We start from the raw sequence: 22,114 nt of genomic DNA on the forward strand, positions 1-22,114 counted from the left end.
CAACACGTCAAGGGGAACCCGATGAAACGTCGCAGTCTGCTGAAGTTCGGTTCGATGGCTGGTGCACTCGCGCTGGCGGGCAAGAGCCCGTTCGCGCATGCAGCCGATGCGGGCACGGGCCCGATCAAGGTCGGCATCCTGCATTCGCTGTCGGGCACGATGGCGATCTCCGAAACGTCGCTGAAGGACACGGCGCTGATGACGATCGCCGACATCAACAAGAACGGCGGCGTGATGGGCCGCAAGCTCGAGCCGGTGGTCGTCGATCCCGCGTCGAACTGGCCGCTGTTCGCGGAGAAGGCGCGCCAGCTGCTCACGCAGGACAAGGTCGCGTGCGTGTTCGGCTGCTGGACGTCGGTGTCGCGCAAGTCGGTGTTGCCGGTGTTCGAGGAGCTGAACGGCCTGCTCTACTACCCGGTGCAGTACGAAGGCGAGGAAATGTCGCGCAACGTGTTCTACACGGGCGCCGCGCCGAACCAGCAGGCGATCCCGGCCGTCGAGTACCTGATGAGCGCGGAAGGCGGCAGCGCGAAGCGCTTCTTCCTGCTCGGCACCGATTACGTGTATCCGCGCACGACCAACAAGATCCTGCGCGCGTTCCTGAAATCGAAGGGCGTGAAGGACGCCGACATTCAGGAGGTCTACACGCCGTTCGGCCACAGCGATTACCAGACCATCGTCGCGAGCATCAAGAACTTCGCGCAAGGCGGCAAGACGACCGTGGTCTCGACGATCAACGGCGATTCGAACGTGCCGTTCTACAAGGAGCTCGGCAACCAGGGGATCAAGGCGACCGACGTGCCGGTGGTCGCGTTCTCGGTCGGCGAGGAAGAACTGCGCGGGATCGATACGAAACCGCTCGTCGGCCATCTCGCCGCGTGGAACTACTTCATGTCGGTGAAAAACCCGACCAACACGAAGTTCAAGGACCAGTTCGCCGCGTGGGTGAAGGCGAACAACCTGCCGGGCGGCGCGAAGCGCGTGACCAACGATCCGATGGAGGCGACCTATGTGGGCATCCACATGTGGAAGCAGGCCGTCGAGAAGGCGAAGAGCACCGACGTCGACAAGGTGCGCGTCGCGATGATCGGCCAGACGGTTGCCGCGCCATCGGGCTTCACGCTTGCGATGGACGGCAACCATCACCTGCACAAGCCGGTGATGATCGGCGAGATCCGCGGCGACGGGCAGTTCAACGTCGTATGGAAAACGAAGACCGTGGTCCGCGCGCAGCCGTGGAGCCCGTACATCGCGGGCAACCAGGGCAAGCCGGACATCGTCAGCTCGATTCCGGCATTCCTGCGCCGGCAGCGCGCCGCGCTGGCCTGATGTGATGCGAAGCGAAGCGCTGCACTTCGGTGCCGCGTTTCGCTTGCACATCCGTGCGCGAACATCGGCACTTACGGTAACGAACCGTACTCGCGCACGCACTGCCACATGAATTCGCTTTTCTACGCCCGACAGGATCTTCCGATGCCTACACGCTTTCGCCGCGCCGCCGTCGCGATCGTCGCCTGTGCCGCGCTGGCGGGCGTGCTGCCACGCGCCGCATTCGCGCTGACGGCCGCCGATACCGCAGCGCTCGCCGGCGACGACTTCGACGCGAAAACGGCCGCAGTCGATCGGCTCGCGGCCGATGCCGATCCGCGCGCCGTCGCGCTGCTCAATGCGCTGTCGACCGGCGACGCGCTCGCGACCGGCGACGGCCACCTGCTGATCCAGACCGGCGACACCGCGCACGATGCGCTCACGCAGGCGGCGACGCCTGCCGGCGACGCGCAGCCGGTGATGCTGAACAACCTGCTGCGCACGAAGATCGCCGGCGCGCTGTCGGGTCTCGCGCTCGCGTCGCCCGATGTCGCCGCGCGTCGCGACGCGATCGACGCGCTGCTGAAGTCACCCGACCCGGCGCTCAAGCCGATGATCGACCGCGCACGCGCGAAGGAAACCGATCCCGCGCTGAAGCGCCGTCTCGACGCACTGTGGGCGATCGCAGCGCTGCACGACGCCGATCCGGCAAAGCGCCTCGAAGCCGTGCAGGTGGTGGCCGCGCGCCACGATCTCGACATGATCGAGCAGTTGCGCCCGCTCGTCGCGAAGAACGCCGACGGCAGCTACGCGGAGCCTGACGCGCAGGTGCGCGACGCCGCGCAGCAAGGGCTCGATGCATTGCACGCGCTGCAGCGCCGCGGCGAGATCGTGGGCACCGTGTTCGCCGGTTTGTCGCTCGGCAGCGTGCTGCTGCTCGCGGCGCTCGGCCTCGCGATCACGTACGGGCTGATCGGCGTGATCAACATGGCGCACGGCGAGTTCCTGATGATCGGTGCGTACGCAACCTATGTCGTGCAGACGCTGATCCAGCGTTATGCGCCGGCCGCGTTCGACTGGTATCCGCTCGTCGCGGTGCCCGTGTCGTTCGCGGCGGCCGCACTGGTCGGCATCGTGCTCGAACGGCTCGTGCTGCGGCACCTGTACGGCCGCCCGCTCGAGACGCTGCTCGCGACCTTCGGCGTGAGCCTGATCCTGATCCAGGCGACCCGCATGCTGTTCGGCGCGCAGAACGTGCAGGTCGTGAACCCGTCGTGGATGAGCGGCGGCGTCACCGTGATGCAGAACCTGATCTTGCCGTACAACCGGCTCGCGATCCTCGCGTTCGCACTCGCGGTCGTATTCGTCGCGTGGGCCGTGCTGACGAAGACGCGGCTCGGCCTGTTCGTGCGCGCGGTCACGCAGAACCGTCGGATGGCCGCGTGCGTCGGCGTGAAGACGGCCCGCGTCGACGCGTATGCGTTCGCGTTCGGTGCGGGCATCGCGGGCCTCGGCGGCTGCGCGCTGTCGCAGATCGGCAACGTGGGGCCCGACCTCGGGCAGAACTACATCATCGATTCGTTCATGGCGGTCGTGCTCGGCGGCGTCGGTCAGATCGCCGGCACCGTGCTCGGCGGCTTCGGGCTCGGCCTCGTCAGCAAGGCGATCGAGCCGTTCTGGGGTGCGGTGCTCGCGAAGATCGCGGTACTCGTGATGATCGTGCTGTTCATCCAGAAACGTCCGCAGGGCATGTTCGCCCCGAAGGGACGCAGCGCGGAGGCCTGACATGACTTCAACTTCAATCACCGATTCGTTGTCGCCCCCGGTTGCCGACGCGCCGCAGCCAGCCGCGGCCGCCTCGCGTGCGGAGAAACGCTTCGCGCTCGGCCTGCCGCCCCGCCCCGCGCTGCTGTCGCGCCGCGCGTGGCTCGCGCTCGTCGCGCTGTGCGTCGCGATCGGCATCGGCGTGCCGCTCGCCGCGCTGGTCGCGCCCGAGTCGAGCGCGTTCCATCTGTCCGCGTATGCGATGACGCTCGCCGGCAAGCTGATGTGCTACGCGATCGCCGCGCTCGCGCTCGATCTCGTGTGGGGCTACTGCGGCATCCTGAGCCTCGGCCACGGGCTGTTCTTTGCCCTCGGCGGCTATGCGATCGGCATGTACCTGATGCGCGAGATCGGCCGCGACGGCAAGTACGGCAGCGACCTGCCCGACTTCATGGTGTTCCTCGACTGGCATCGGCTGCCGTGGTACTGGAGCGGCACGCAGCATCTCGCGTGGGCGCTGCTGCTCGTCGTGCTCGTGCCGGCCGTGCTCGCCTGGGTGTTCGGCTTCTTCACGTTCCGCTCGCGCGTGAAGGGCGTGTACCTGTCGATCATTACGCAGGCGCTGACGTTCGCCGCGATGCTGCTGTTCTTTCGCAACGAGACGGGCTTCGGCGGCAACAACGGCTTCACCGACTTCAAGCGCATCGCCGGGTTTCCGATCACGTCGCCCGGCACGCGCACGGTGCTGTTGCTGCTGACCTTCACAACGCTCGTGCTCGCGTTCCTCGTCGCGCGCGCGATCGTCACCAGCAAGCTCGGGCGCGTGGTCACCGCCGTGCGCGACGGCGAGACGCGGCTGATGTTCCTCGGCTACAGCCCGCTCGCATACAAGCTGTTCGTGTGGACGCTGTCGGCCGTGCTGTGCGGGATCGCGGGCGCGCTGTACGTGCCGCAGGTCGGCATCATCAATCCCGGCGAGATGTCGCCCGGCAACTCGATCGAAATGGCGATCTGGGTCGCGGTCGGCGGGCGCGGCACGCTGATCGGGCCGATCGTCGGCGCGTTCGCGGTGAACGGCGCGAAGAGCTTCTTCACCGCGTACTTCGCCGAATACTGGTTGTTCTTTCTCGGCCTGATCTTCGTGCTGGTGCCGCTCCTGCTGCCGCGCGGCATCATGGGCCTCGTCGACACGCTGCTCGCAAAGGGGAAACGCGGATGAACGGCACGGCGCTCTACCAGTTCACGCCACCGCCCGAGGACGAGTTGCTGGCCGTCAGCGGCACCGCATCGATGGGCCGCGTGGTGCCGCCCGGCATCGACACGTCGCACGGCACGATCCTCTACCTCGAGGACATCGAAGTGAGCTTCGACGGCTTTCGCGCGCTGAACAAGCTGTCGCTCGAGATCGACGCGGGCGAGCTGCGCTGCGTGATCGGCCCGAACGGCGCGGGCAAGACGACGATGATGGACGTGATCACCGGCAAGACGCGTCCCGACGCGGGCAAGGTGTTTCTCGGCCAGACCATCGACCTCGCGCGGATGAACGAGCCGGAAATCGCGCGTGCGGGGATCGGCCGCAAGTTCCAGAAGCCGACCGTGTTCGAACAGCATCCGGTGTGGGAAAACCTCGAGCTGGCGATGCAGACCGACAAGGGCTGGCTCGCGTCGCTGCGCGCGCGGCTCGACCGCGATGCGCAAGCGAAGATCGAGGAGACGCTCGCGCTGATCGGCCTCGAAAGCGACGCGTATCGTGCGGCCGGCGAGCTGTCGCACGGACAGAAGCAGCGGCTCGAGATCGGCATGCTGCTGATGCAGCGCCCGGCTCTCCTGCTGCTCGACGAACCGGCGGCCGGGATGACCGATCACGAGACGATGGAACTCGCCGCGCTGCTCAACAGGCTGCGCGGCACCTGCTCGATGATGGTCGTCGAGCACGACATGGACTTCGTCGCGGCGCTCGCGGGCGACACGGGCCACGTGACAGTGATGGCCGAAGGCGCGGTGCTCGCGCAAGGCACGCTCGACCAGGTCAAGCGCGACGACGCGGTGATCGAGTCTTATCTCGGACGATGATGCGATGCTGAAAATCGATGCACTGAACCAGTACTACGGCGGCAGCCATATCCTGCGCAACGTGACGCTGGGCGCCGACGACGGCAAGCTCACCGTGCTGCTCGGCCGCAACGGCGTCGGCAAGAGCACGCTGCTGCGCTGCCTGATGGGCGTCGTCGCCGCGAAAAGCGGCAGCGTGACGTGGCGCGGCACGGCGCTCGGCACGCTGCCGCCGTATGCGCGCGTCGCGGCCGGGCTCGCATACGTGCCGCAGGGCCGCGACATCTTTCCGCGGCTCACCGTCGAGGAGAACCTGCTCGTCGGCGCGGCAAGCCGCCGCGCGCCGTCGAAGGTGCCCGACCGCATCTACGACCTGTTCCCGGTGCTGAAGGACATGCGCGCACGGCGCGGTGGCGACTTGTCGGGCGGCCAGCAGCAGCAGCTCGCGATCGGCCGCGCGCTGATGAGCGAGCCGCAACTGCTGATCCTCGACGAGCCGACCGAAGGCATCCAGCCGTCGATCATCCAGGACATCGGCCGCACGCTGCGCCAGCTCGTCGACGAATCGAAGATGACCGTGCTGCTCGTCGAGCAGTATTACGACTTCGCGCGCTCGATCGCGGATCGCTACTGGGTGATGAGCCGCGGCGAGATCGTCGCGGGCGGCGATGCGCGGGACATGGAGACGAACGGCGTGCGCGAGTTGATCGCGGTGTAGACGGTGTAGAAGACGGCGCGTGGGCCGTGTCGCTTCCGGGTATCGCGCCGGGACATCGCCGCACCACACATGTCGGGCGCACGCCGGCGAAACGATACGGCCCGCGAGCGGCGTTGGGTCATGCCGCTACGCGCGCGCCGCAGCGTATATTGTTGCGGTAGCATCATCGTTCACCGCGCCCGCCCCTGCTTTCCATCGATGTCCGCCCTCGACTCCCACGCTTCGCTGTCCCGTCCCGCCGTCGCCAAATCGTGGCGCGGCCGCCTCGAACTCGGTTTCGAACGGCACGGCGCGCGCACGACGCTCGTGCATCGGCTGCACGACGGCCCGCTGCGCGTGCAGCGGCCGCTGTATCCGGAAGGCGATGCGATCTGCCACGCGGTGATCGTCCATCCGCCGGGCGGCGTCGCGGGCGGCGACCGGCTCGACATCGACATCGCGCTCGGCGACGGCACGCATGCGGTGCTGACGACGCCCGGCGCGACCAAGTGGTACAAGTCGAACGGCCTCGACGCGACCCAGCGCATCGGCATCACGTTGGGCGCGCACGCACAGCTCGACTGGCTGCCGCAGAACAACCTGTTCTTCGACGCGGCGCATGCCTCACTCGACTTCACGGTCACCCTCGGCGCGGGCGCGAGCGCGATCGGCTGGGACGCGACGCAACTCGGCCGGCAGGCGGCCGGCGAAACGTGGTCGGCGGGCCGCATCGCGTCCACGTCGGCACTCGTCGACGCAGACGGCCAGCCGTTGTGGACCGAGCGCGCGCTGCTCGACGCGCGCGATCCGCTGCGCGGCGCGCTGCAGGGTCTCGCCGGCTTCCCCGCCTACGGCACGCTGTGGGCGGCCGGCGCCGCGTGCGACGCCGCGCTTGCCGAAGCACTCGCCGCGCGGATGCCGTTCGACGACACACTGCGCGCAGGCGCGACCTGCGTGACGCCCGGCGTCGTGCTGGTGCGCGCGCTGTCGACATCGATGGAAGCGCTGCAGCGCCTCTTCACCGACTGCTGGCTGCACCTGCGGCCGATCGTGCACGGCGTCGACGCACGGCCGCTGCGAATCTGGCAAACCTGAGCGCGCCGGACCCGCCATGCACCGCTTCGGCGCAGCACGGCGTCGGCGCCGCATGCGCTTCGTGCATGGCGCACCATGAACGCGCATGGCCATGCGCGCCAACGACATGGCACATACCTTGCTGCTTACATAACGGATACACGACGCACGAAAAACGGCGCGATGCTACGATGAGCCGCGCATTCGCCGGAACCCCGCGCACCGATAAAAATTACGTTTTCCTGAACGACTGCCTTCATGAAACTGACTCCCCGAGAAAAGGACAAGCTGTTGATCTTCACGGCAGCCCTTTTGGCCGAGCGCCGCCGTGCGCGCGGACTGAAGCTCAACTATCCGGAAGCGGTCGCGTTCATCACCGCCGCGCTGATGGAAGCCGCGCGCGACGGCAAGACCGTCGCCGAGGTGATGCACTACGGCACGACGCTGCTCACGCGCGACGACGTGATGGACGGCGTGCCGGAGATGATCCCCGACATCCAGGTCGAGGCAACCTTCCCCGACGGCACGAAGCTCGTCACCGTCCACCATCCGATTCCGTGACCGAGGCCCCCGCATGACCCCCGGCGAAATCCTCACTGACGACGGCGAACACGAGCTGAACGCGGGCCGCGCGACGCGCTCGCTCGTCGTCGCGAACACCGGCGACCGCCCAGTGCAGGTCGGCTCGCACTACCACTTCTTCGAAGTCAACGACGCGCTGTCGTTCGACCGTGCGGCCGCGCGAGGCTTCCGGCTCAACATCGCGGCCGGCACGGCCGTGCGCTTCGAGCCGGGCCAGACGCGCACCGTAGAGCTCGTCGCGCTGGCCGGCGAGCGCATCGTCTACGGTTTTCAGGGCAAGGTGATGGGGCCGCTGTAAGCCACGCCCCGCTCTTCAGGAACAGCAACATGACACTACGCTTGAGCCGCCGCGCGTACGCGGAAATGTTCGGGCCGACGACGGGCGACCGCGTCCGGCTCGCCGATACCGAACTGCTGATCGAGATCGAACGCGACTACACGATCTACGGCGAGGAAGTGAAGTTCGGCGGCGGGAAGGTGATCCGCGACGGGATGGGCCAGTCGCAGCGCGTGGCCGCCGACGTGCCCGACACGGTCATCACGAACGCGGTGATCCTCGATCACTGGGGCATCGTGAAGGCCGACATCGCGATCAAGCACGGCCGCATCGCCGCGATCGGCAAGGCCGGCAATCCCGACATCCAGCCCGGCGTGACGATCGCGATCGGCGCAGCGACGGAAGTGATCGCCGGCGAAGGGCTGATCGTCACCGCGGGCGGCATCGACACGCACATCCACTTCATCAGCCCGCAGCAGATCGACGAGGCGCTCGCGTCCGGCGTCACGACGATGCTCGGCGGCGGCACGGGGCCGGCCACCGGCACCAATGCGACGACCTGCACGCCGGGCCCTTGGCACATGGAGCGGATGCTGCAGGCGGCCGACGGCTGGCCGATCAACCTCGGCTTTCTCGGCAAGGGCAACGCGAGCCTGCCGCAGCCGCTCGTCGAGCAGATCGCCGCCGGCGCGATCGGCCTGAAGCTGCACGAGGACTGGGGCACGACGCCCGCCGCGATCGACAACTGCCTGTCGGTCGCCGACGACACCGACACGCAGGTCGCGATCCACACCGACACGCTGAACGAAGCCGGCTTCGTCGAATCGACGGTCGCCGCGTTCAAGGGCCGCACGATCCACACGTACCACACCGAAGGCGCGGGCGGCGGTCATGCGCCCGACATCCTGAAGGTGTGCGGCGAGGCGAACGTGCTGCCGTCGTCGACCAACCCGACGCGTCCGTACACGATCAACACGCTCGAGGAGCACCTCGACATGCTGATGGTGTGCCACCATCTCGATCCGTCGATCGCCGAGGATCTCGCGTTCGCCGAATCGCGAATCCGCCGCGAGACGATCGCGGCCGAGGACATCCTGCACGATCTCGGCGCGCTGTCGATGCTGTCGTCCGACTCGCAGGCAATGGGCCGCGTCGGCGAGGTGATCATCCGCACGTGGCAGACCGCGCACAAGATGAAGGTGCAGCGCGGCGCGCTACCCGAGGACGGCGCGCGCAACGACAACTTCCGCGCGAAGCGCTACGTCGCGAAGTACACGATCAACCCGGCGATCACGCACGGGATCGCGCACGAAGTCGGGTCGATCGAACCCGGCAAATGGGCCGACCTCGTGCTGTGGGAGCCGGCGTTCTTCGGGATCAAGCCGTCGATGATCCTGAAAGGCGGGATGATCGCGGTCGCGCAGATGGGCGACCCGAACGGGTCGATCCCGACGCCGCAGCCGGTCCACTATCGCGAGATGTTCGCCACGCGCGGCGGTGCGCTCGCGCGCACGTCGCTGACCTTCGTGTCGCAAATGGCCGCCGACGCAGGCATCGCCGAACGTTACGGACTCGCGAAGCGCGTCGTGCCGGTGCGCAACTGCCGCAACGTGACGAAGGCCGACATGATCCACAACGCGTGGCGTCCGTCGATCAGCGTCGATCCCGAAACCTACGACGTGATCGCCGACGGGCAACTGCTCACCTGCGAGCCGGCGTCGGTGCTGCCGATGGCGCAGCGCTATTTCCTGTTCTGATTTCCGGTTTTCGTTCCATGCGCACCCTCGACAAACGCATTGCCCCGAACGTGAAGCTCGCCGCGTCGCTCGTCGCGCGCGCGCCGACGCTCACGCTCGCCTATGACGCCCGCTGCAAGAGCCGCCTCGCGGCGACGCTCGACACCGGCGAGGACGTCGCGGTCCTGCTGTCGCGCGGCACGGTGCTGCGCGACGGCGACGTGCTGGTCGCCGACGACGGCGGGCTCGTGCGCATCGCCGCCGCTCCCGAAACGGTGCTGCGCGTGCACGCGGCCGATCCGCTCACGCTGATGCGCGCCGCGTATCACCTCGGCAACCGCCATACGCCGGTCGAGATCGGCGACGGTTACCTGAAGCTCGAAGCCGACCCGGTGCTCGCGGACATGCTGCGCCGGCTCGGCACGCAGGTCGAAGAGACGCGCGCGCCGTTCCAGCCGGAAGCCGGCGCATACGGCGGCGGTCACAAGCACGGGCACGATGCGACGTTCGCCGAAGACTATGCGCTCGCGCAGCAGGTATTCGGCGAGCACCACGGCCACGACCACTCGCACGATCACGATCACGATCACGATCACGATCATCAGCATGGTCCGGGCTGCACGCACGGCCACCACGGCCATGACCACCACTGAGCTCGTCGCGCTGCTGCATCTCGCGTCGCCCGCGTTGCCGATCGGCGCGTTCAGCTATTCGCAGGGACTCGAGGCCGCGCTCGACGCGAACCTGATCCGCGATGCCGACTCCGCGCGCGACTGGATCGCGAGCGGGTTGACCGACGTGCTCGCGCACGGGGAGCTGCCGTTCCTCGCACACCAGCTCGCACGCTGGCACGCGCACGACGCCGACACGCTGGTACGCGAGAACGCGTGGTTCGTCGCGAGCCGCGAATCCGCCGAGCTGCGCCGCGAGACCGAACAGATGGGCTGGTCGCTCGCGCAGCTCTGCGCGTCGCTCGAATGGGGCGATGCCGCTCGCCGCGCGACGCTCGCGTCGCTGTCGCCGATCGCGCTGCCGACCGCATTCGCCTATGCAGCCGCCGCACACGACGCCAGCGCCGACGCAACGCTCGCCGCGTACGCGTTCGGCTGGGTCGAAAACCAGACGTCGGCCGCGCTGAAAGCCGTGCCGCTCGGCCAGCTCGCGGGCCAGCGCATCATCGTCGCGCTGCGCGGCGCGATCGACGCGGCCGTGCGCCGCGCGCTCGCCACGCCGCCCGACTCGATCAACACCTTTGCGCCGCAGCTCGGCATCCTGTCCGCGCGGCACGAAACCCAGTATTCGCGCTTGTTCCGATCCTGAATCCGATACCCGCCATGAACGCATTCGCTCCCTCCTCCGCCCGCCGCACCAAGAAACTGCCGCCGCTGCGCGTCGGCATCGGCGGCCCGGTCGGCTCCGGCAAGACCACGCTGCTCGAAATGCTGTGCAAGGCGATGCGCGACCGGTACGACCTCGTCGCGATCACGAACGACATCTACACGAAGGAAGACCAGCGCCTGCTGACCGTCGCGGGTGCGCTGCCCGAGGAGCGCATCATGGGCGTCGAGACGGGCGGCTGCCCGCACACGGCGATCCGCGAGGATGCGTCGATCAATCTCGAGGCCGTCGACCGGATGCTGTCGCGCTTTCCCGATGCCGACATCGTGTTCATCGAATCGGGCGGCGACAATCTCGCGGCGACCTTCAGCCCCGAGCTGTCCGACCTGACGATCTACGTGATCGACGTCGCGGGCGGCGAGAAGATTCCGCGCAAGGGCGGCCCCGGCATCACGAAGTCCGACCTGCTCGTGATCAACAAGACCGACCTCGCGCCGCTCGTCGGCGCGAACCTCGACGTGATGGCGTCCGACACGAAGAAGATGCGCGGCGAGCGCCCTTACGTGATGACGAACCTGAAGGCGCTCGACGGCGTCGCGGACGTCGTCGCGTTCATCGAAAAGAAGGGATTGCTGACGGTCTGAGCGGCAAGGCTGCAGGGCGGCACACGCGGCCGCCTCGCCTGCTCCGGCGGCATTGCGCCGCCTGCGTCTAATCGCCGGACGCGTCCTGCGCATCCTCCGCCATGCGCGCGCCGCGCTCGGCCGGCGGCAACAGCGCCGCGAGCACGTCGACCGAACGCGCGGTCGCGCCGCGATGGCGCGACGCGAACGCCGCGCCGGCCGCGCCCATCGCGACGCGTCGCGCATGGTCGGCGAACAGCGCGTCGAGCACGTGCGCGAGATCGAGCGGATCGGCGACCTGCATCGCCGCGCCGGCCGCGACCGCATCGGCGCTCGCCTGCGTGAAGTTGAACATGTGCGGCCCGATCAACACCGGCACGCCAACCGCGCACGCTTCGATCAGGTTCTGCCCGCCGAGCGGCAGCAGGCTGCCGCCGATGAACGCGATGTCGGCGGCCGCGTAGTACGCGCCGAGCTCGCCCATCGAATCGCCGAGCAGCACCGTCACGTCGGCCGGCAGCGGTTCGGCCGCCGGGCGCCCGGCGGCGAGCGCGGCCGCATCGGCGGCCCACGCGGAGCGCCGCACGCACTTGAGCCCGCCGCGCTCGACCAGCGCCTCGACTTCGGCGAAACGCTGCGGATGACGCGGCACCAGAATCAGCAACGCGCCGGGCGTACGCATCGCGGCGAACGCCTGCAGCACCAGCGCTTCTTCGTTCTCGCGCGTGCTGGCCGCGACCCACACGGGCCGCACGCCGATCGCGTCGCGCCACGCATGGCCGCGCGCCGCCAGCTCCGGCGGCGTCGTCATGTCGAACTTCAGGTTGCCGAGCACCGTCACGTTGCGCGCGCCAAGCGACGACAGCCGCTCCGCGTCGGCCGGGCTCTGCGCGAGCACGCGCGCGAAACCGCCGAACACGTCGCGCGTCGCCGCGCCGAACTTAGCCGCGCGCCGGAACGAACGCGCGGACATCCGCGCATTGGTCAGCACGAGCGGCACGTCCGCGCGGCGGCACTCGTCGATCAGCGTCGGCCACACCTCGGTTTCCATCACGAGGCCGAGCGTCGGCCGCCACGCGCGCAGGAAACGCCGCACCGCGCCGGGCATGTCGTACGGCAGGTAGCAACGCAGCACGCGAGCGCCGAAAATCTGTTCGCCGGTGGCGCGCCCGCTCGGCGTCATGTGCGTGAGCAGGATGCGCGCGTCGGGACGCGCGCGCATCAGCGCATCGATCAGCGGTTGGGCGGCGCGCGTCTCGCCGACCGACACCGCATGTACCCACACCAGCGGCGCGCGATCGTCCGGCGAGCGGCCCGCGACGTGGCCGAAGCGCTCGCCGATATGCTCGCGATAGCCGCGCTCCTTGCGTGAACGCACGAAGAGCCGGATAACGGCGACCGGCGCGACGAGCCACCACAGCGCGCGATAGATCGCCCTCAGCATGCACGGGCTCCGGAGCGGCGAATACGGTGCGCGCTCAAACCAGCGCCCTGCCCTGCAGGCGTTCGAGAATGCCGAGCGGTGCGCATTCGCGGCGCACCATCGCGTCGACCGGCAGGAAGAAGGTTTGCTCGAGCATGAACTGGCCGGACATCACAGCGTGCGAAGTCTGATCCGAGAAACATATCCACACGCTGCCAGGCGGAAACGGCATCGTCTGCTGCGGGCAGGTTTTCTGGTAGTCGAGATCGGCCTTCATCCCGTCGTGCAGGTTCAGCATCAGGTGGTCGTATGCGCTGCGCGGGGACTTCGTCACGTGCAGCAGGTTGAGCAGCCACGCGGAACCCGGCAACTGCGGCCGGATCTTCGGCAGGAAGCGCTTCGCGACGTCCTCGAACGGCTCGCCGACGCGCCACACGCGCGGCTGGCCGGCCGGGTTCACGTTGGTGAACACGCGCAGGATCCGCTCGCCGTAGTTCGGCCGCGACGGGAACGCGTCGACGTGCAGCCGGCTGTCGTCCTTGCGCCACGACGTCTGGCGCGTCTCGACCTGCATCAGCCGCAGGCTCGTCGGCGCGACGCGCAGCTTGCCGCGGTATTCGGGAAAGAGGCCGTCGACGAGCGTGCCCGCCTGATGCTGGAAGCGCGCGACCAGCGCGCGCACGGCCGACTGCGTGACGCTGTCGCCGAGCACGCCAGCGAGCGCGCCGCCGTTCGGCGCGAGGCTGATGTTCTTGCGTTTCGGATCGGCGAGCGCCGGATCGAGCAGCGCTTCCTCGCCACCTTCGATCGCGAAGCGCAGGTGCGGGAAATACAGCACCTTGCCTTCCTCGACCGCGGCCAGCAACCGCTCGCGCGGCGCTGACAGGTTGTGTCCGCTCCAGTCGGCGGACGGGACTTCGATGATCTGGGATTCGCTCATGGTCGATTCGCGTGCGTGACAGACAAGGCAGGCATGACGGGCATTACAGCAGACCGAAGCCCGCGAGCGCCGCCTTCACCTGCGCGATCGACGGCGGCTGCCCCGCCGTGCCGAGATTGACGACGTTCGGCGACCAGTAGCCGCCGGTACGCCAGGCCGTCGAGAAATTGTACAGTTCGACCGTCGGACGCTTCAGCGCGGCCGCGATATGAACCAGACCTGTATCAACCCCCACCGTCGCGGCGGCACCGTCGATCAGACCGACCACGGCCGGCAGCGACAGCTTCGGCGGCACGATCGCCGCCGCGCCGAATTCCTTCGCGAGCCGCTCGCTGGTCGCGCGTTCCGCGTCGTTGCCCCACGGGAGCACGAGCGACGCGCCGCGCCGCACGAGCGCCTGGCCGAGCTCGATCCATGCGGCGTCCGGCCATTGCTTGTCGGCGCGCGACGTTGCGTGCACGAACACCACGTACGGCACCGGCAGGTTCAGCCCGAGCGCCGCGACCGCGAGCGCTGCCGCACGCGTGTCGAGACCGAAGTCGACCGGGTCGGCCGGCGTCGGCGCCGGGTCGCCCAGCGCGGCCGCGACGAGCTGGCGCGAACGCTCGACCACGTGCGTGCGCGGCGCGATCGGCACGCGCTTGCGATAGAAGAAGCGCACGGGCCACTCGTAGCCCGCGCCGTCGGTGCGGTTGCCGAGGCCGACGAGCGGGCCATGCGCCCAGCTCGCGACCCAGGCCGTCTTGATGAGACCCTGGCAATCGATCACGAGGTCGTATTGCTCGGCCGCGAGGCGCTTGCGGAACGCGCGGATCTCGCGCCACGTCGCGCCCGACAACGGCTTCTTGCGCCAGCGGCGCAGCGAGAACGGCAGCACTTCACGCACGCCGTCGACGAGCCGCACGAGGTCGACGAAGCTCTCCTCGACGAGCCAGTCGATGTGCGCGTCGGGGTGGCGTCGCCGGATATCGGCGATCACCGGCATGTTGTGCACGACGTCGCCCAGCGACGACACACGCACGATCAGGATCTTTTGCACGCTGAAAAAACGCCGGCGGACAGCCGGCGACAGGCATAAAGACGCGATTTTATCGCGCCCGGTGAACCACACAGGCAAAAAGCGGCGCACGCAGGACGCGTGCGCCGCTTTTTCGGAAATGGCGCGACGAATCGCCCGGCCGTCGGCCCGGGCGTCGCGCCGGTCGCGGCCCGCTGGCCGCGCGAACTCAGAACGGCAGCTCGACGTCCGGCTTCGCGGCCGTCAGCACCCGGCGGAAGTCCGCCTGGATGCGCTCGAGCCCTTCGCGCGTCTCCGCTTCGAATCGCATCACCACCACCGGCGTCGTGTTCGACGAACGCGCGAGGCCGAAGCCGTCCGGATACTCGACACGCAGCCCGTCGATCGTCACGACTTCGTCGGCGCCGTCGAACTTCGCTTCCTTCTGCAGCTTCTCGATCAGGCGGAAGTTCTCGCCTTCGTCGAGCCACAACTGCAGTTCGGGCGTGCTCATCGCATCCGGCAGCCCGTTGAGCAGCGCGCTCGGATCGGCCGTCTTCGTGAGAATCTCCAGCAGCCGCGCGCCCGTGTAGAGGCCGTCGTCGAAGCCGTACCAGCGATCCTTGAAGAACACGTGGCCGCTCATCTCGCCCGCGAGCGGCGCACCCGTCTCGCGCAGCTTCGCCTTCACCAGCGAGTGGCCCGTCTTCCACATCAGCGGCTCGCCGCCCTTCGCCTTCACCCATTGCGCGAGGTGACGCGTGCACTTCACGTCGTAGATGATCTGCGCGCCCGGGTTGCGCGACAGCACTTCCTCCGCGAACAGCATCAGTTGACGATCCGGATAGATGATCTGGCCGTCCTTCGTGACGACGCCCAGCCGGTCGCCGTCGCCGTCGAACGCGAAGCCGAGCTCGGCGTCGGTGTCCTTCAGCGCCTGGATCACGTCCTGCAGGTTTTCCGGGTGGGCGGGATCGGGGTGGTGATTCGGGAACGTGCCATCGATGTCGGTAAAGCGCTCGACCAGCGTGCAGCCCAGCGCCTTGAACAGGCGCGTGGCGAGCGGGCCCGCGACGCCGTTGCCGGCGTCGACGACGAGCTTGATCGGGCGCGCGAGCTTCACGTCGCCGACGATGCGCTCGATGTACTGGTCGGCAACGTCGAACGCTTCGTACGAGCCGCTGCCCGCCTCGAAGCGCTCGTCGACGATGCGCCGGTACAGCGCCTGGATCTGCTCGCCGTAGATCGCCGCGCCGCGCAGCACCATCTTGAAGCCGTTGTAGTCCGGCGGGTTGTGGCTGCCCGTGACGACGATGCACGAATCGACGCGGCGCTCGCCGCCCTTCAGCGCGAGCGGCACGCTCGCCGCGAAATAGCCGACCGGCGTGGGCACCATGCCGACGTCGACGACGTCGACGCCCGCCGCACGCAGGCCGTCGGCGAGCGCGCCGACGAGCTCGGGCCCCGACAGGCGGCCGTCGCGCGCGACGACGACCGCGTCGCCGCCCTGGGCACGCACTTCGCTGCCGAAGGCCCGGCCGATCCCGCGCGCCGTGTCGGCGTCGAGCGTCTTGCCGACCACACCGCGAATGTCATATGCCTTGAAGATGGATTGGGAGATCATCGATTCTCTCTCGGTTGCATGCATGAAAAGTAATCTGGCCGCCTCTTGCGTGTGCCCGGCATGATACATGCGGGCTCCGCGCAACGAGGAACGGGACGGCGGGAGCGGCCCCGATCCAACTTATAATCGCGGGTTTTGATGACGCGCATTGCGCCCATTTTAATGCCTAGCCGTTCCGCCGCCGCCAATCCGCCGCCCCCGGGCGCCTTCCCGGCCGCTTCGCGCGCATATGGCTGTCCCGCATGCTGAAACGATTCGGCAACCCGGACGTCGCGAAGGCCGTCGCGAATCTCGTCTGGCTGGGGCTCGAACGGCTCACGCAGATCGGCGTCGCGATCGCGATCAGCGGTCTTCTGGCCCGTTATTTCGGGCCGGACGTGTTCGGCAAATGGCAGTATGCGAATACGCTTCTCCTCGTACTGGCGCCGCTCACCTGGGTGTGCGGCGCCGAAATCCTGGTTCCGACCATCGTCCAGCGTCCGCCGGCCCAGCTCGGCGCGGTGCTCGGCAGCGCGTTCGCGCTGCGGATCGGCGTGTCCGCCGTCGCGCTGGCCGCGACCTGGATCGCGATCGGCGCGGGCGCGTTCGATCCGCTCGTCGGCGCGATGCTTGCCGGCCTCGCAGTCACGATGGTGTTTCGCGAGCCGTTCGTCGGCGTGATCAACGCGTGGCTGCAGAGCATGACCTACAGCAAGCCGCAGCTCGTGACCAGCATGGTCACGGCGCTGGCGAAGGCGCTGCTCGTGTGGCTGCTAGTCCGCGCGGCCGCCGGCCCTGCCCGCTTCGCGTGGCTGTGGGCGCTGGAGGCCGCCGCGATCGGCTTCGCGCTGCTGCTCTACTACCGCCATCGTAACGGGGGCACGCTCGGCTGGACGTTCGACAAACCGCTGTTCAGGCACTTTGCGACTGCCGGCACCGTGTTCTGGCTCGGCCTGATCTGCATGTACCTGTTCCTGAAGCTCGACCGCCTGATGCTCGAGCGTCACGTGTCGTTCGCCGACCTCGGCCGCTACGCGGCGGCCCAGCAGCTCAACGAGAACTGGATCACGCTCGCGCTGATGCTCGCGCAGACCATCGCGCCGGCGTTCGTGTACCGCGTGCAGGACGTCGCGCGGCTGCGCCGCAACATCGTCCGGCTGATCGCGATGACCGCCGCGCTGATGACGGCCGGCGCGCTGGTGCTGGATGCGGCCGCCCCGCTCATCGTCGGCAAGGTGTTCGGCCACGGCTACGAGGCGTCGGTCGACATCTTCCGCTGGGCCGTCTGGCTGTCCGTGCCGGCCGGCATCGAGGCGATAGGCAATCTTATCGTTCTCAAATATCAAGCAAAATTCGTGTTGCTGGCGAAATGGGTGCTCGCGCTCGCGATCGCCGCGCTCGTCAACGTGTTCGCCATCCCCCGGCTCGGCCTGTACGGCGCGCTCGTCGGGCTCGCGGCCGGCTATGTCGCGGCTGCCGCCGTCAATTTTTATTACATTCGTTTCAAGCTGCGCCCATGACGTCTCCCGATTGCCCGCTCCCGCTCGACGACGTGGCCGTGCTGATGCCGGCCTACAACGGGCACGACGACGTTGCCCGCACCCTCGCGTCGTTTCGCGAGGACGCGCCGGTTCACGTGCTGATCGTCGACGACGGCAGCACGCCGCCGATCGTCGCGCCGGCGCTGCCCGGCCTCGAGATCGAGGTACTGCGCATGCCGCAGAACGGCGGCATCGAGCGCGCGCTCCAGGCCGGCATCGACGCGCTCGCCGCGCGCGGTTTCCGCTATGCGGCCCGTATCGACGCGGGCGACCTCGCCGCGCCGCAGCGCCTCGCAAAGCAGCGTGCGTATCTCGAGTCCCACCCGCGCGTGGCTTGCGTCGGCATGTGGACCCAGGTCGTGTCGCGCGCCGGCGAGCCGCGCTTCATGCTGACGCCGCCCGCCGATCCGCGCGCGCTGCGCCGCACGCGCTTCCTGCGCTCGCCGCTCGTGCATCCGTCGGTCATGCTGCGCGTCGATGCCGTGCGCGAAGTCGGCAACTATCGCGCGAAGTACCGCGCGGCCGAGGATCTCGATCTTTTTTTACGGTTAATGCAACGCTACGATTGCGCGAACCTGCCGGAGCTCGGCCTTTACTACGAGCTCAACGAGGGCGGGATCAGCGCGACCAAGCGCCGCCGCCAGCTGATGTCGACCCTGTCGCTGCTGCTGCGCCACTTCAACGCGCTGAATCCGTACGACTGGGCCGGCCTCGCCAAGAACCTGCTGCATTTCGTGACGCCGTACCGGACGCTGCAGCGGATCAAGCAGGCGCTGTTCGCCGCGCGGCCGTCCGCCTAGCCGATAGCCGGCATTTTCGACGCTTTATTTTTTCTTTTTTTTCATGTCCGCTACCTCCCCGCTGCGCATCGCGCTCGTGTGCAACACGGCCTGGGCGATCTACACCTACCGCCAAGGGCTGATCCGGATGCTCGTCGCGCGCGGCGCCGAGGTCATCGTGATCGCACCGCACGACCGCACCGTGCCGCTGCTCGAGCAGATGGGCTGCCGCTACGTCGCGCTCGCGGTCGCTTCGAAAGGCACGAGCCCGCGCGAGGACCTCGGCACGCTGGCCGCGCTGGTGCGCCATTACCGTGCGCTCGCGCCCGATCTCGTGTTCCATTACACGATCAAGCCCAACATCTACGGGTCGATCGCCGCATGGCTCGCGCGCGTGCCGTCGATCGCGGTCACCACGGGCCTCGGCTACGTGTTCATCCAGAAAAGCCGCGCGGCAAGCGTCGCCAAGCGCCTGTACCGGTTCGCGTTCCGCTTCCCGCGTGAAGTCTGGTTCCTGAACCGCGACGATCTCGCCACCTTCACCGACGAGAAGCTGCTCGCCCACCCCGAGCGCGCGCGCCTGCTGCACGGCGAAGGCGTCGATCTCGAACAGTTCGCGCCAGTGCCGCTGCCGGCCGGCGACGCGCCGGTATTCGTGCTGATCGGCCGGCTGCTGTGGGACAAGGGCGTGCGCGAATACGTCGAAGCCGCGCGCGTCGTGCGCCAGCGCTATCCGAACGCGCGCTTCCAGTTGCTCGGGCCGCTGGGCGTGGACAACCCGAGCGCGATCGGCCGTGCGGATGTCGACGCATGGGTCGGCGAAGGCGTCGTCGACTATCTCGGCGAGGTGCACGACGTGCGCCCGCACATCGCGGCGGCCGACTGCGTCGTGCTGCCGTCGTACCGCGAGGGCGTGCCGCGCACGCTGATGGAGGCGTCCGCGATGGGCCGCCCGATCGTCGCGACCGACGTGCCGGGCTGCCGCGACGTCGTCGCCGACGGCGAAACGGGCTTCCTGTGCCGCGCGCGCGACAGCGCGAGCCTCGCGGAACAATTGATTCGCATGGTCGAGCTCGGCACGGCCGGGCGCGAAGCCATGGGTGCACGCGGCCGACAAAAAGTCGCGGCAGAATTCGACGAGCAGCACGTCGTCGAACGTTACCGCCAGACCATCCATTCGTTGACGGGCATCACACTTTGAAGGAGCGCATCAGCAATGACCGCTAAAGGCACCATCCTCGTCACCGGCGGTGCGGGCTACATCGGCTCGCACACGGCCGTCGAGCTGCTCGACAACGGCTACGACGTCGTGATCGTCGACAATCTCGTCAACAGCAAGGCCGAGTCCGTGCGGCGCATCGAGCAGATCACGGGCAGAACGCCCGCGTTCCACCAGGTCGACGTGTGCGACGAAGCCGCGCTCGCGAAGGTGTTCGACGCGCATCCGATCACCGGCACGATCCATTTCGCGGCGCTCAAGGCGGTCGGCGAGTCGGTCGCGAAGCCGATCGAGTACTACCAGAACAACCTCGGCGGCCTGCTCGCCGTGCTCAAGGTCATGCGCGAGCGCAACGTCCGGCAGTTCGTGTTCAGCTCGTCGGCGACCGTGTACGGCGTGCCGGAGCGCTCGCCGATCGACGAGTCGTTCCCGCTCTCCGCGACCAACCCGTACGGCCAGTCGAAGCTGATCGCCGAACAGATCCTGCGCGATCTCGAGGTATCGGATCCGTCGTGGCGGATCGCGACGCTGCGCTACTTCAACCCGGTCGGCGCGCATGCGAGCGGGCTGATCGGCGAGGACCCGGCCGGCATCCCGAACAACCTGATGCCGTACGTCGCGCAGGTCGCCGTCGGCAAGCTCGAGAAGCTGCGCGTGTTCGGCTCCGACTATCCGACGCCGGACGGCACCGGCGTGCGCGACTATATTCACGTCGTCGATCTCGCGAAGGGGCATATCGCCGCGCTCGACGCGCTCGCGAAGCGCGACGCGAGCTTCGTCGTGAACCTCGGCACGGGCCAGGGCTACAGCGTGCTGGAAGTCGTGCGCGCGTTCGAGAAGGCATCGGGCCGCCCGGTGCCGTACGAACTCGTCGCGCGCCGCCCGGGCGACGTCGCCGAGTGCTACGCGAACCCGCAGGCCGCGGCCGACCTCATCGGCTGGCGCGCAAGGCTCGGAATCGAGGAAATGTGTGCCGATCACTGGAGATGGCAGGAGGGGAACCCCCGCGGTTTTGTATAATCCGCTGTCCATTTTTCGAGCGATCCCATGCTCAGCTTCGCGTCCGGCTTTATCGTCTCCCTGCTCGTCACGTTGTTCATCGTGCGTTATGCGCATTTGCACGAGAAATTCTCGATCGACAGCGATCTGGCCGGCGTGCAGAAATTCCACGTGCGGCCAGTGCCGCGCGTCGGCGGCATCGGGATCCTCACCGGGGTCGTCGCGTCGGCGCTGCTGCTGACGCAGCGCTACCCGACGATCGCCGGCAGCATCCTCGGCATCGTCGCGTGCGGGATGCCGGCGTTCCTGTCGGGCCTCGTCGAGGACCTCACCAAGAAGGTATCGCCGCGCGCGCGGCTGCTCTGCACGATGGCCGCGGCCGCGCTCGCGTTCTGGCTGCTGAACATCGCGGTCACGCGCATCAGTGTGCCGCCGCTCGACTTCCTGCTCCGCTACGTGGCCATTTCGGCGTTCGTGACCGTGCTCGCGGTCGCGGCGCTGGCGAACGCGATCAACATCATCGACGGCTTCAACGGGCTCGCGTCGATGGTCAGTTTCATGATGTTCGCGTCGCTCGCGTACGTCGCGTTCGAGGTCGGCGACCCGGTCGTGATGTCCGCGTCGATCATCATGATGGGCGCGGTGCTCGGGTTCTTCCTGTGGAATTTCCCGGCCGGGCTGATCTTTCTCGGCGACGGCGGCGCCTATTTCATCGGCTTCATGCTCGCCGAACTCGCGATCATGCTCGTGATGCGCAACCGCGAAGTGTCCGCGTGGTACCCGGTGCTGCTGTTCATGTACCCGATCTTCGAGACCTGCTTCTCGATCTACCGGAAGAAATTCATTCGCGGGATGTCGCCCGGCATTCCGGACGGCGTGCACCTGCACATGCTGGTGTACAAGCGGCTGATGCGCTGGGCCGTCGGCACGAAGCACGCGCACGATCTCACGCGCCGCAACTCGCTGACGTCGCCGTACCTGTGGCTGCTGTGCCTGATCGCGGTGATTCCCGCGACGCTGTTCTGGCGGCACACGGTGCACCTGTTCGTGTTCGTCGTGCTGTTCGCGCTCACCTACGTGTGGCTGTACATCAGCATCGTGCGGTTCCGGGTGCCGCGGTGGATGGTCGTGAGGAAGGAAAAGCGGGGGCATTGAGCGCGGC

General features: G+C 68.1%; 21 protein-coding genes. 17 read left to right on the top strand and 4 right to left on the bottom strand.

Annotated features, from left to right (window positions below; translation table 11 throughout):
• Positions 1-21 precede the first annotated feature (21 nt).
• The 12 genes from urtA (at position 22) to ureG (ending at position 11,472) form a co-directional block, all read left to right on the top strand.
• Positions 22-1,329 (top strand): urea ABC transporter substrate-binding protein, encoded by a 1,308-nt coding sequence (urtA, locus tag DIE13_RS15780; RefSeq protein WP_124828044.1) that lies wholly within the window; start codon positions 22-24, stop codon positions 1,327-1,329.
• Between the two features lie 144 nt (positions 1,330-1,473).
• A complete protein-coding gene (urtB, locus tag DIE13_RS15785) occupies positions 1,474-3,093 on the top strand; it encodes an urea ABC transporter permease subunit UrtB (protein WP_124828045.1) in 1,620 nt (539 codons plus the stop codon).
• A gap of 1 nt (position 3,094) precedes the next feature.
• Positions 3,095-4,291, top strand: a complete 1,197-nt coding sequence (gene urtC / locus DIE13_RS15790) for an urea ABC transporter permease subunit UrtC (RefSeq protein ID WP_124828046.1) — start codon at positions 3,095-3,097, stop codon at positions 4,289-4,291.
• The gene (gene urtD / locus DIE13_RS15795; protein WP_124828047.1) at positions 4,288-5,145 is read left to right on the top strand and encodes an urea ABC transporter ATP-binding protein UrtD; all 858 of its coding nucleotides are present in this window, start codon (positions 4,288-4,290) and stop codon (positions 5,143-5,145) included. The genes urtC and urtD overlap by 4 nt, the downstream gene beginning before the upstream one ends.
• Before the next feature lie 4 nt (positions 5,146-5,149).
• The gene (gene urtE, locus DIE13_RS15800) at positions 5,150-5,842 is read left to right on the top strand and encodes an urea ABC transporter ATP-binding subunit UrtE (RefSeq protein ID WP_124828048.1); all 693 of its coding nucleotides are present in this window, start codon (positions 5,150-5,152) and stop codon (positions 5,840-5,842) included.
• 198 nt (positions 5,843-6,040) lie between these two features.
• Complete coding sequence (locus tag DIE13_RS15805) at positions 6,041-6,916, top strand: urease accessory protein UreD (RefSeq protein WP_124828049.1); 876 nt, start codon at positions 6,041-6,043, stop codon at positions 6,914-6,916.
• A gap of 237 nt (positions 6,917-7,153) precedes the next feature.
• Positions 7,154-7,456 carry an urease subunit gamma gene (gene ureA / locus DIE13_RS15810; RefSeq protein WP_006406310.1) on the top strand — a complete coding sequence of 101 codons (303 nt, stop codon included), beginning with the start codon at positions 7,154-7,156 and terminating at the stop codon, positions 7,454-7,456.
• A 13-nt stretch (positions 7,457-7,469) separates the two neighbouring features.
• A complete protein-coding gene (locus DIE13_RS15815; RefSeq protein ID WP_124828050.1) occupies positions 7,470-7,775 on the top strand; it encodes an urease subunit beta in 306 nt (101 codons plus the stop codon).
• A gap of 29 nt (positions 7,776-7,804) precedes the next feature.
• Complete coding sequence (gene ureC, locus DIE13_RS15820; protein WP_124828051.1) at positions 7,805-9,511, top strand: urease subunit alpha; 1,707 nt, start codon at positions 7,805-7,807, stop codon at positions 9,509-9,511.
• A 17-nt stretch (positions 9,512-9,528) separates the two neighbouring features.
• Complete coding sequence (gene ureE, locus DIE13_RS15825) at positions 9,529-10,143, top strand: urease accessory protein UreE (protein ID WP_124828052.1); 615 nt, start codon at positions 9,529-9,531, stop codon at positions 10,141-10,143.
• Positions 10,130-10,810 (top strand): urease accessory protein UreF, encoded by a 681-nt coding sequence (locus DIE13_RS15830; protein WP_124828053.1) that lies wholly within the window; start codon positions 10,130-10,132, stop codon positions 10,808-10,810. The genes ureE and DIE13_RS15830 overlap by 14 nt, the downstream gene beginning before the upstream one ends.
• Before the next feature lie 14 nt (positions 10,811-10,824).
• Positions 10,825-11,472 (top strand): urease accessory protein UreG, encoded by a 648-nt coding sequence (ureG, locus tag DIE13_RS15835; RefSeq protein ID WP_124828054.1) that lies wholly within the window; start codon positions 10,825-10,827, stop codon positions 11,470-11,472.
• A gap of 67 nt (positions 11,473-11,539) precedes the next feature.
• Here the strand turns inward: ureG and waaA are convergent, their stop codons facing one another.
• From waaA to DIE13_RS15855, 4 genes are all read right to left on the bottom strand, one after another.
• The gene (gene waaA / locus DIE13_RS15840) at positions 11,540-12,895 is read right to left on the bottom strand and encodes a lipid IV(A) 3-deoxy-D-manno-octulosonic acid transferase (RefSeq protein WP_124828055.1); all 1,356 of its coding nucleotides are present in this window, start codon (positions 12,893-12,895) and stop codon (positions 11,540-11,542) included.
• Positions 12,896-12,929: 34 nt separating this feature from the next.
• On the bottom strand, positions 12,930-13,814 hold the full coding sequence (locus DIE13_RS15845) for a Kdo hydroxylase family protein (RefSeq protein ID WP_124828056.1): 885 nt from the start codon (positions 13,812-13,814) through the stop codon (positions 12,930-12,932).
• Positions 13,815-13,857: 43 nt separating this feature from the next.
• Positions 13,858-14,853, bottom strand: a complete 996-nt coding sequence (gene waaC / locus DIE13_RS15850) for a lipopolysaccharide heptosyltransferase I (RefSeq protein WP_124828057.1) — start codon at positions 14,851-14,853, stop codon at positions 13,858-13,860.
• Between the two features lie 187 nt (positions 14,854-15,040).
• Entirely contained in the window at positions 15,041-16,435 is a 1,395-nt protein-coding gene (locus tag DIE13_RS15855; protein ID WP_124828058.1) for a phosphomannomutase/phosphoglucomutase, read from the bottom strand.
• 242 nt (positions 16,436-16,677) lie between these two features.
• Here DIE13_RS15855 and DIE13_RS15860 point away from each other — a divergent pair, with 242 nt between their 5' ends.
• The 5 genes from DIE13_RS15860 to DIE13_RS15880 are packed head-to-tail and all read left to right on the top strand — an operon-like array spanning position 16,678 to position 22,107.
• A complete protein-coding gene (locus DIE13_RS15860; protein WP_124828059.1) occupies positions 16,678-17,934 on the top strand; it encodes a lipopolysaccharide biosynthesis protein in 1,257 nt (418 codons plus the stop codon).
• Positions 17,931-18,755 (top strand): glycosyltransferase, encoded by an 825-nt coding sequence (locus DIE13_RS15865; protein WP_124828060.1) that lies wholly within the window; start codon positions 17,931-17,933, stop codon positions 18,753-18,755. The genes DIE13_RS15860 and DIE13_RS15865 overlap by 4 nt, the downstream gene beginning before the upstream one ends.
• A 43-nt stretch (positions 18,756-18,798) precedes the next feature.
• Entirely contained in the window at positions 18,799-19,935 is a 1,137-nt protein-coding gene (locus DIE13_RS15870; RefSeq protein WP_124828061.1) for a glycosyltransferase family 4 protein, read from the top strand.
• Between the two features lie 15 nt (positions 19,936-19,950).
• A complete protein-coding gene (gene galE, locus DIE13_RS15875; protein WP_124828062.1) occupies positions 19,951-20,973 on the top strand; it encodes a UDP-glucose 4-epimerase GalE in 1,023 nt (340 codons plus the stop codon).
• Positions 20,974-21,000: 27 nt separating this feature from the next.
• Positions 21,001-22,107 (top strand): MraY family glycosyltransferase, encoded by a 1,107-nt coding sequence (locus tag DIE13_RS15880; RefSeq protein ID WP_124828063.1) that lies wholly within the window; start codon positions 21,001-21,003, stop codon positions 22,105-22,107.
• The last annotated feature ends 7 nt before the right edge of the window (positions 22,108-22,114 follow it).

The organism is Burkholderia sp. Bp9016 (assembly GCF_003857765.1).
Lineage (GTDB): Bacteria > Pseudomonadota > Gammaproteobacteria > Burkholderiales > Burkholderiaceae > Burkholderia.

What these genes read in the sequence shown, in the direction of transcription:
- urtA (WP_124828044.1), top strand. Translation starts at nt 22, where the DNA reads ATGAAACGTCGCAGTCTGCTGAAGTTCGGTTCGATGGCTGGTGCACTC.
- urtB (WP_124828045.1), top strand. Translation starts at nt 1,474, where the DNA reads ATGCCTACACGCTTTCGCCGCGCCGCCGTCGCGATCGTCGCCTGTGCC.
- urtC (WP_124828046.1), top strand. Translation starts at nt 3,095, where the DNA reads ATGACTTCAACTTCAATCACCGATTCGTTGTCGCCCCCGGTTGCCGAC.
- urtD (WP_124828047.1), top strand. Translation starts at nt 4,288, where the DNA reads ATGAACGGCACGGCGCTCTACCAGTTCACGCCACCGCCCGAGGACGAG.
- urtE (WP_124828048.1), top strand. Translation starts at nt 5,150, where the DNA reads ATGCTGAAAATCGATGCACTGAACCAGTACTACGGCGGCAGCCATATC.
- DIE13_RS15805 (WP_124828049.1), top strand. Translation starts at nt 6,041, where the DNA reads ATGTCCGCCCTCGACTCCCACGCTTCGCTGTCCCGTCCCGCCGTCGCC.
- ureA (WP_006406310.1), top strand. Translation starts at nt 7,154, where the DNA reads ATGAAACTGACTCCCCGAGAAAAGGACAAGCTGTTGATCTTCACGGCA.
- DIE13_RS15815 (WP_124828050.1), top strand. Translation starts at nt 7,470, where the DNA reads ATGACCCCCGGCGAAATCCTCACTGACGACGGCGAACACGAGCTGAAC.
- ureC (WP_124828051.1), top strand. Translation starts at nt 7,805, where the DNA reads ATGACACTACGCTTGAGCCGCCGCGCGTACGCGGAAATGTTCGGGCCG.
- ureE (WP_124828052.1), top strand. Translation starts at nt 9,529, where the DNA reads ATGCGCACCCTCGACAAACGCATTGCCCCGAACGTGAAGCTCGCCGCG.
- DIE13_RS15830 (WP_124828053.1), top strand. Translation starts at nt 10,130, where the DNA reads ATGACCACCACTGAGCTCGTCGCGCTGCTGCATCTCGCGTCGCCCGCG.
- ureG (WP_124828054.1), top strand. Translation starts at nt 10,825, where the DNA reads ATGAACGCATTCGCTCCCTCCTCCGCCCGCCGCACCAAGAAACTGCCG.
- waaA (WP_124828055.1), bottom strand. Translation starts at nt 12,895, where the DNA reads ATGCTGAGGGCGATCTATCGCGCGCTGTGGTGGCTCGTCGCGCCGGTC.
- DIE13_RS15845 (WP_124828056.1), bottom strand. Translation starts at nt 13,814, where the DNA reads ATGAGCGAATCCCAGATCATCGAAGTCCCGTCCGCCGACTGGAGCGGA.
- DIE13_RS15855 (WP_124828058.1), bottom strand. Translation starts at nt 16,435, where the DNA reads ATGATCTCCCAATCCATCTTCAAGGCATATGACATTCGCGGTGTGGTC.
- DIE13_RS15860 (WP_124828059.1), top strand. Translation starts at nt 16,678, where the DNA reads ATGCTGAAACGATTCGGCAACCCGGACGTCGCGAAGGCCGTCGCGAAT.
- DIE13_RS15865 (WP_124828060.1), top strand. Translation starts at nt 17,931, where the DNA reads ATGACGTCTCCCGATTGCCCGCTCCCGCTCGACGACGTGGCCGTGCTG.
- DIE13_RS15870 (WP_124828061.1), top strand. Translation starts at nt 18,799, where the DNA reads ATGTCCGCTACCTCCCCGCTGCGCATCGCGCTCGTGTGCAACACGGCC.
- galE (WP_124828062.1), top strand. Translation starts at nt 19,951, where the DNA reads ATGACCGCTAAAGGCACCATCCTCGTCACCGGCGGTGCGGGCTACATC.
- DIE13_RS15880 (WP_124828063.1), top strand. Translation starts at nt 21,001, where the DNA reads ATGCTCAGCTTCGCGTCCGGCTTTATCGTCTCCCTGCTCGTCACGTTG.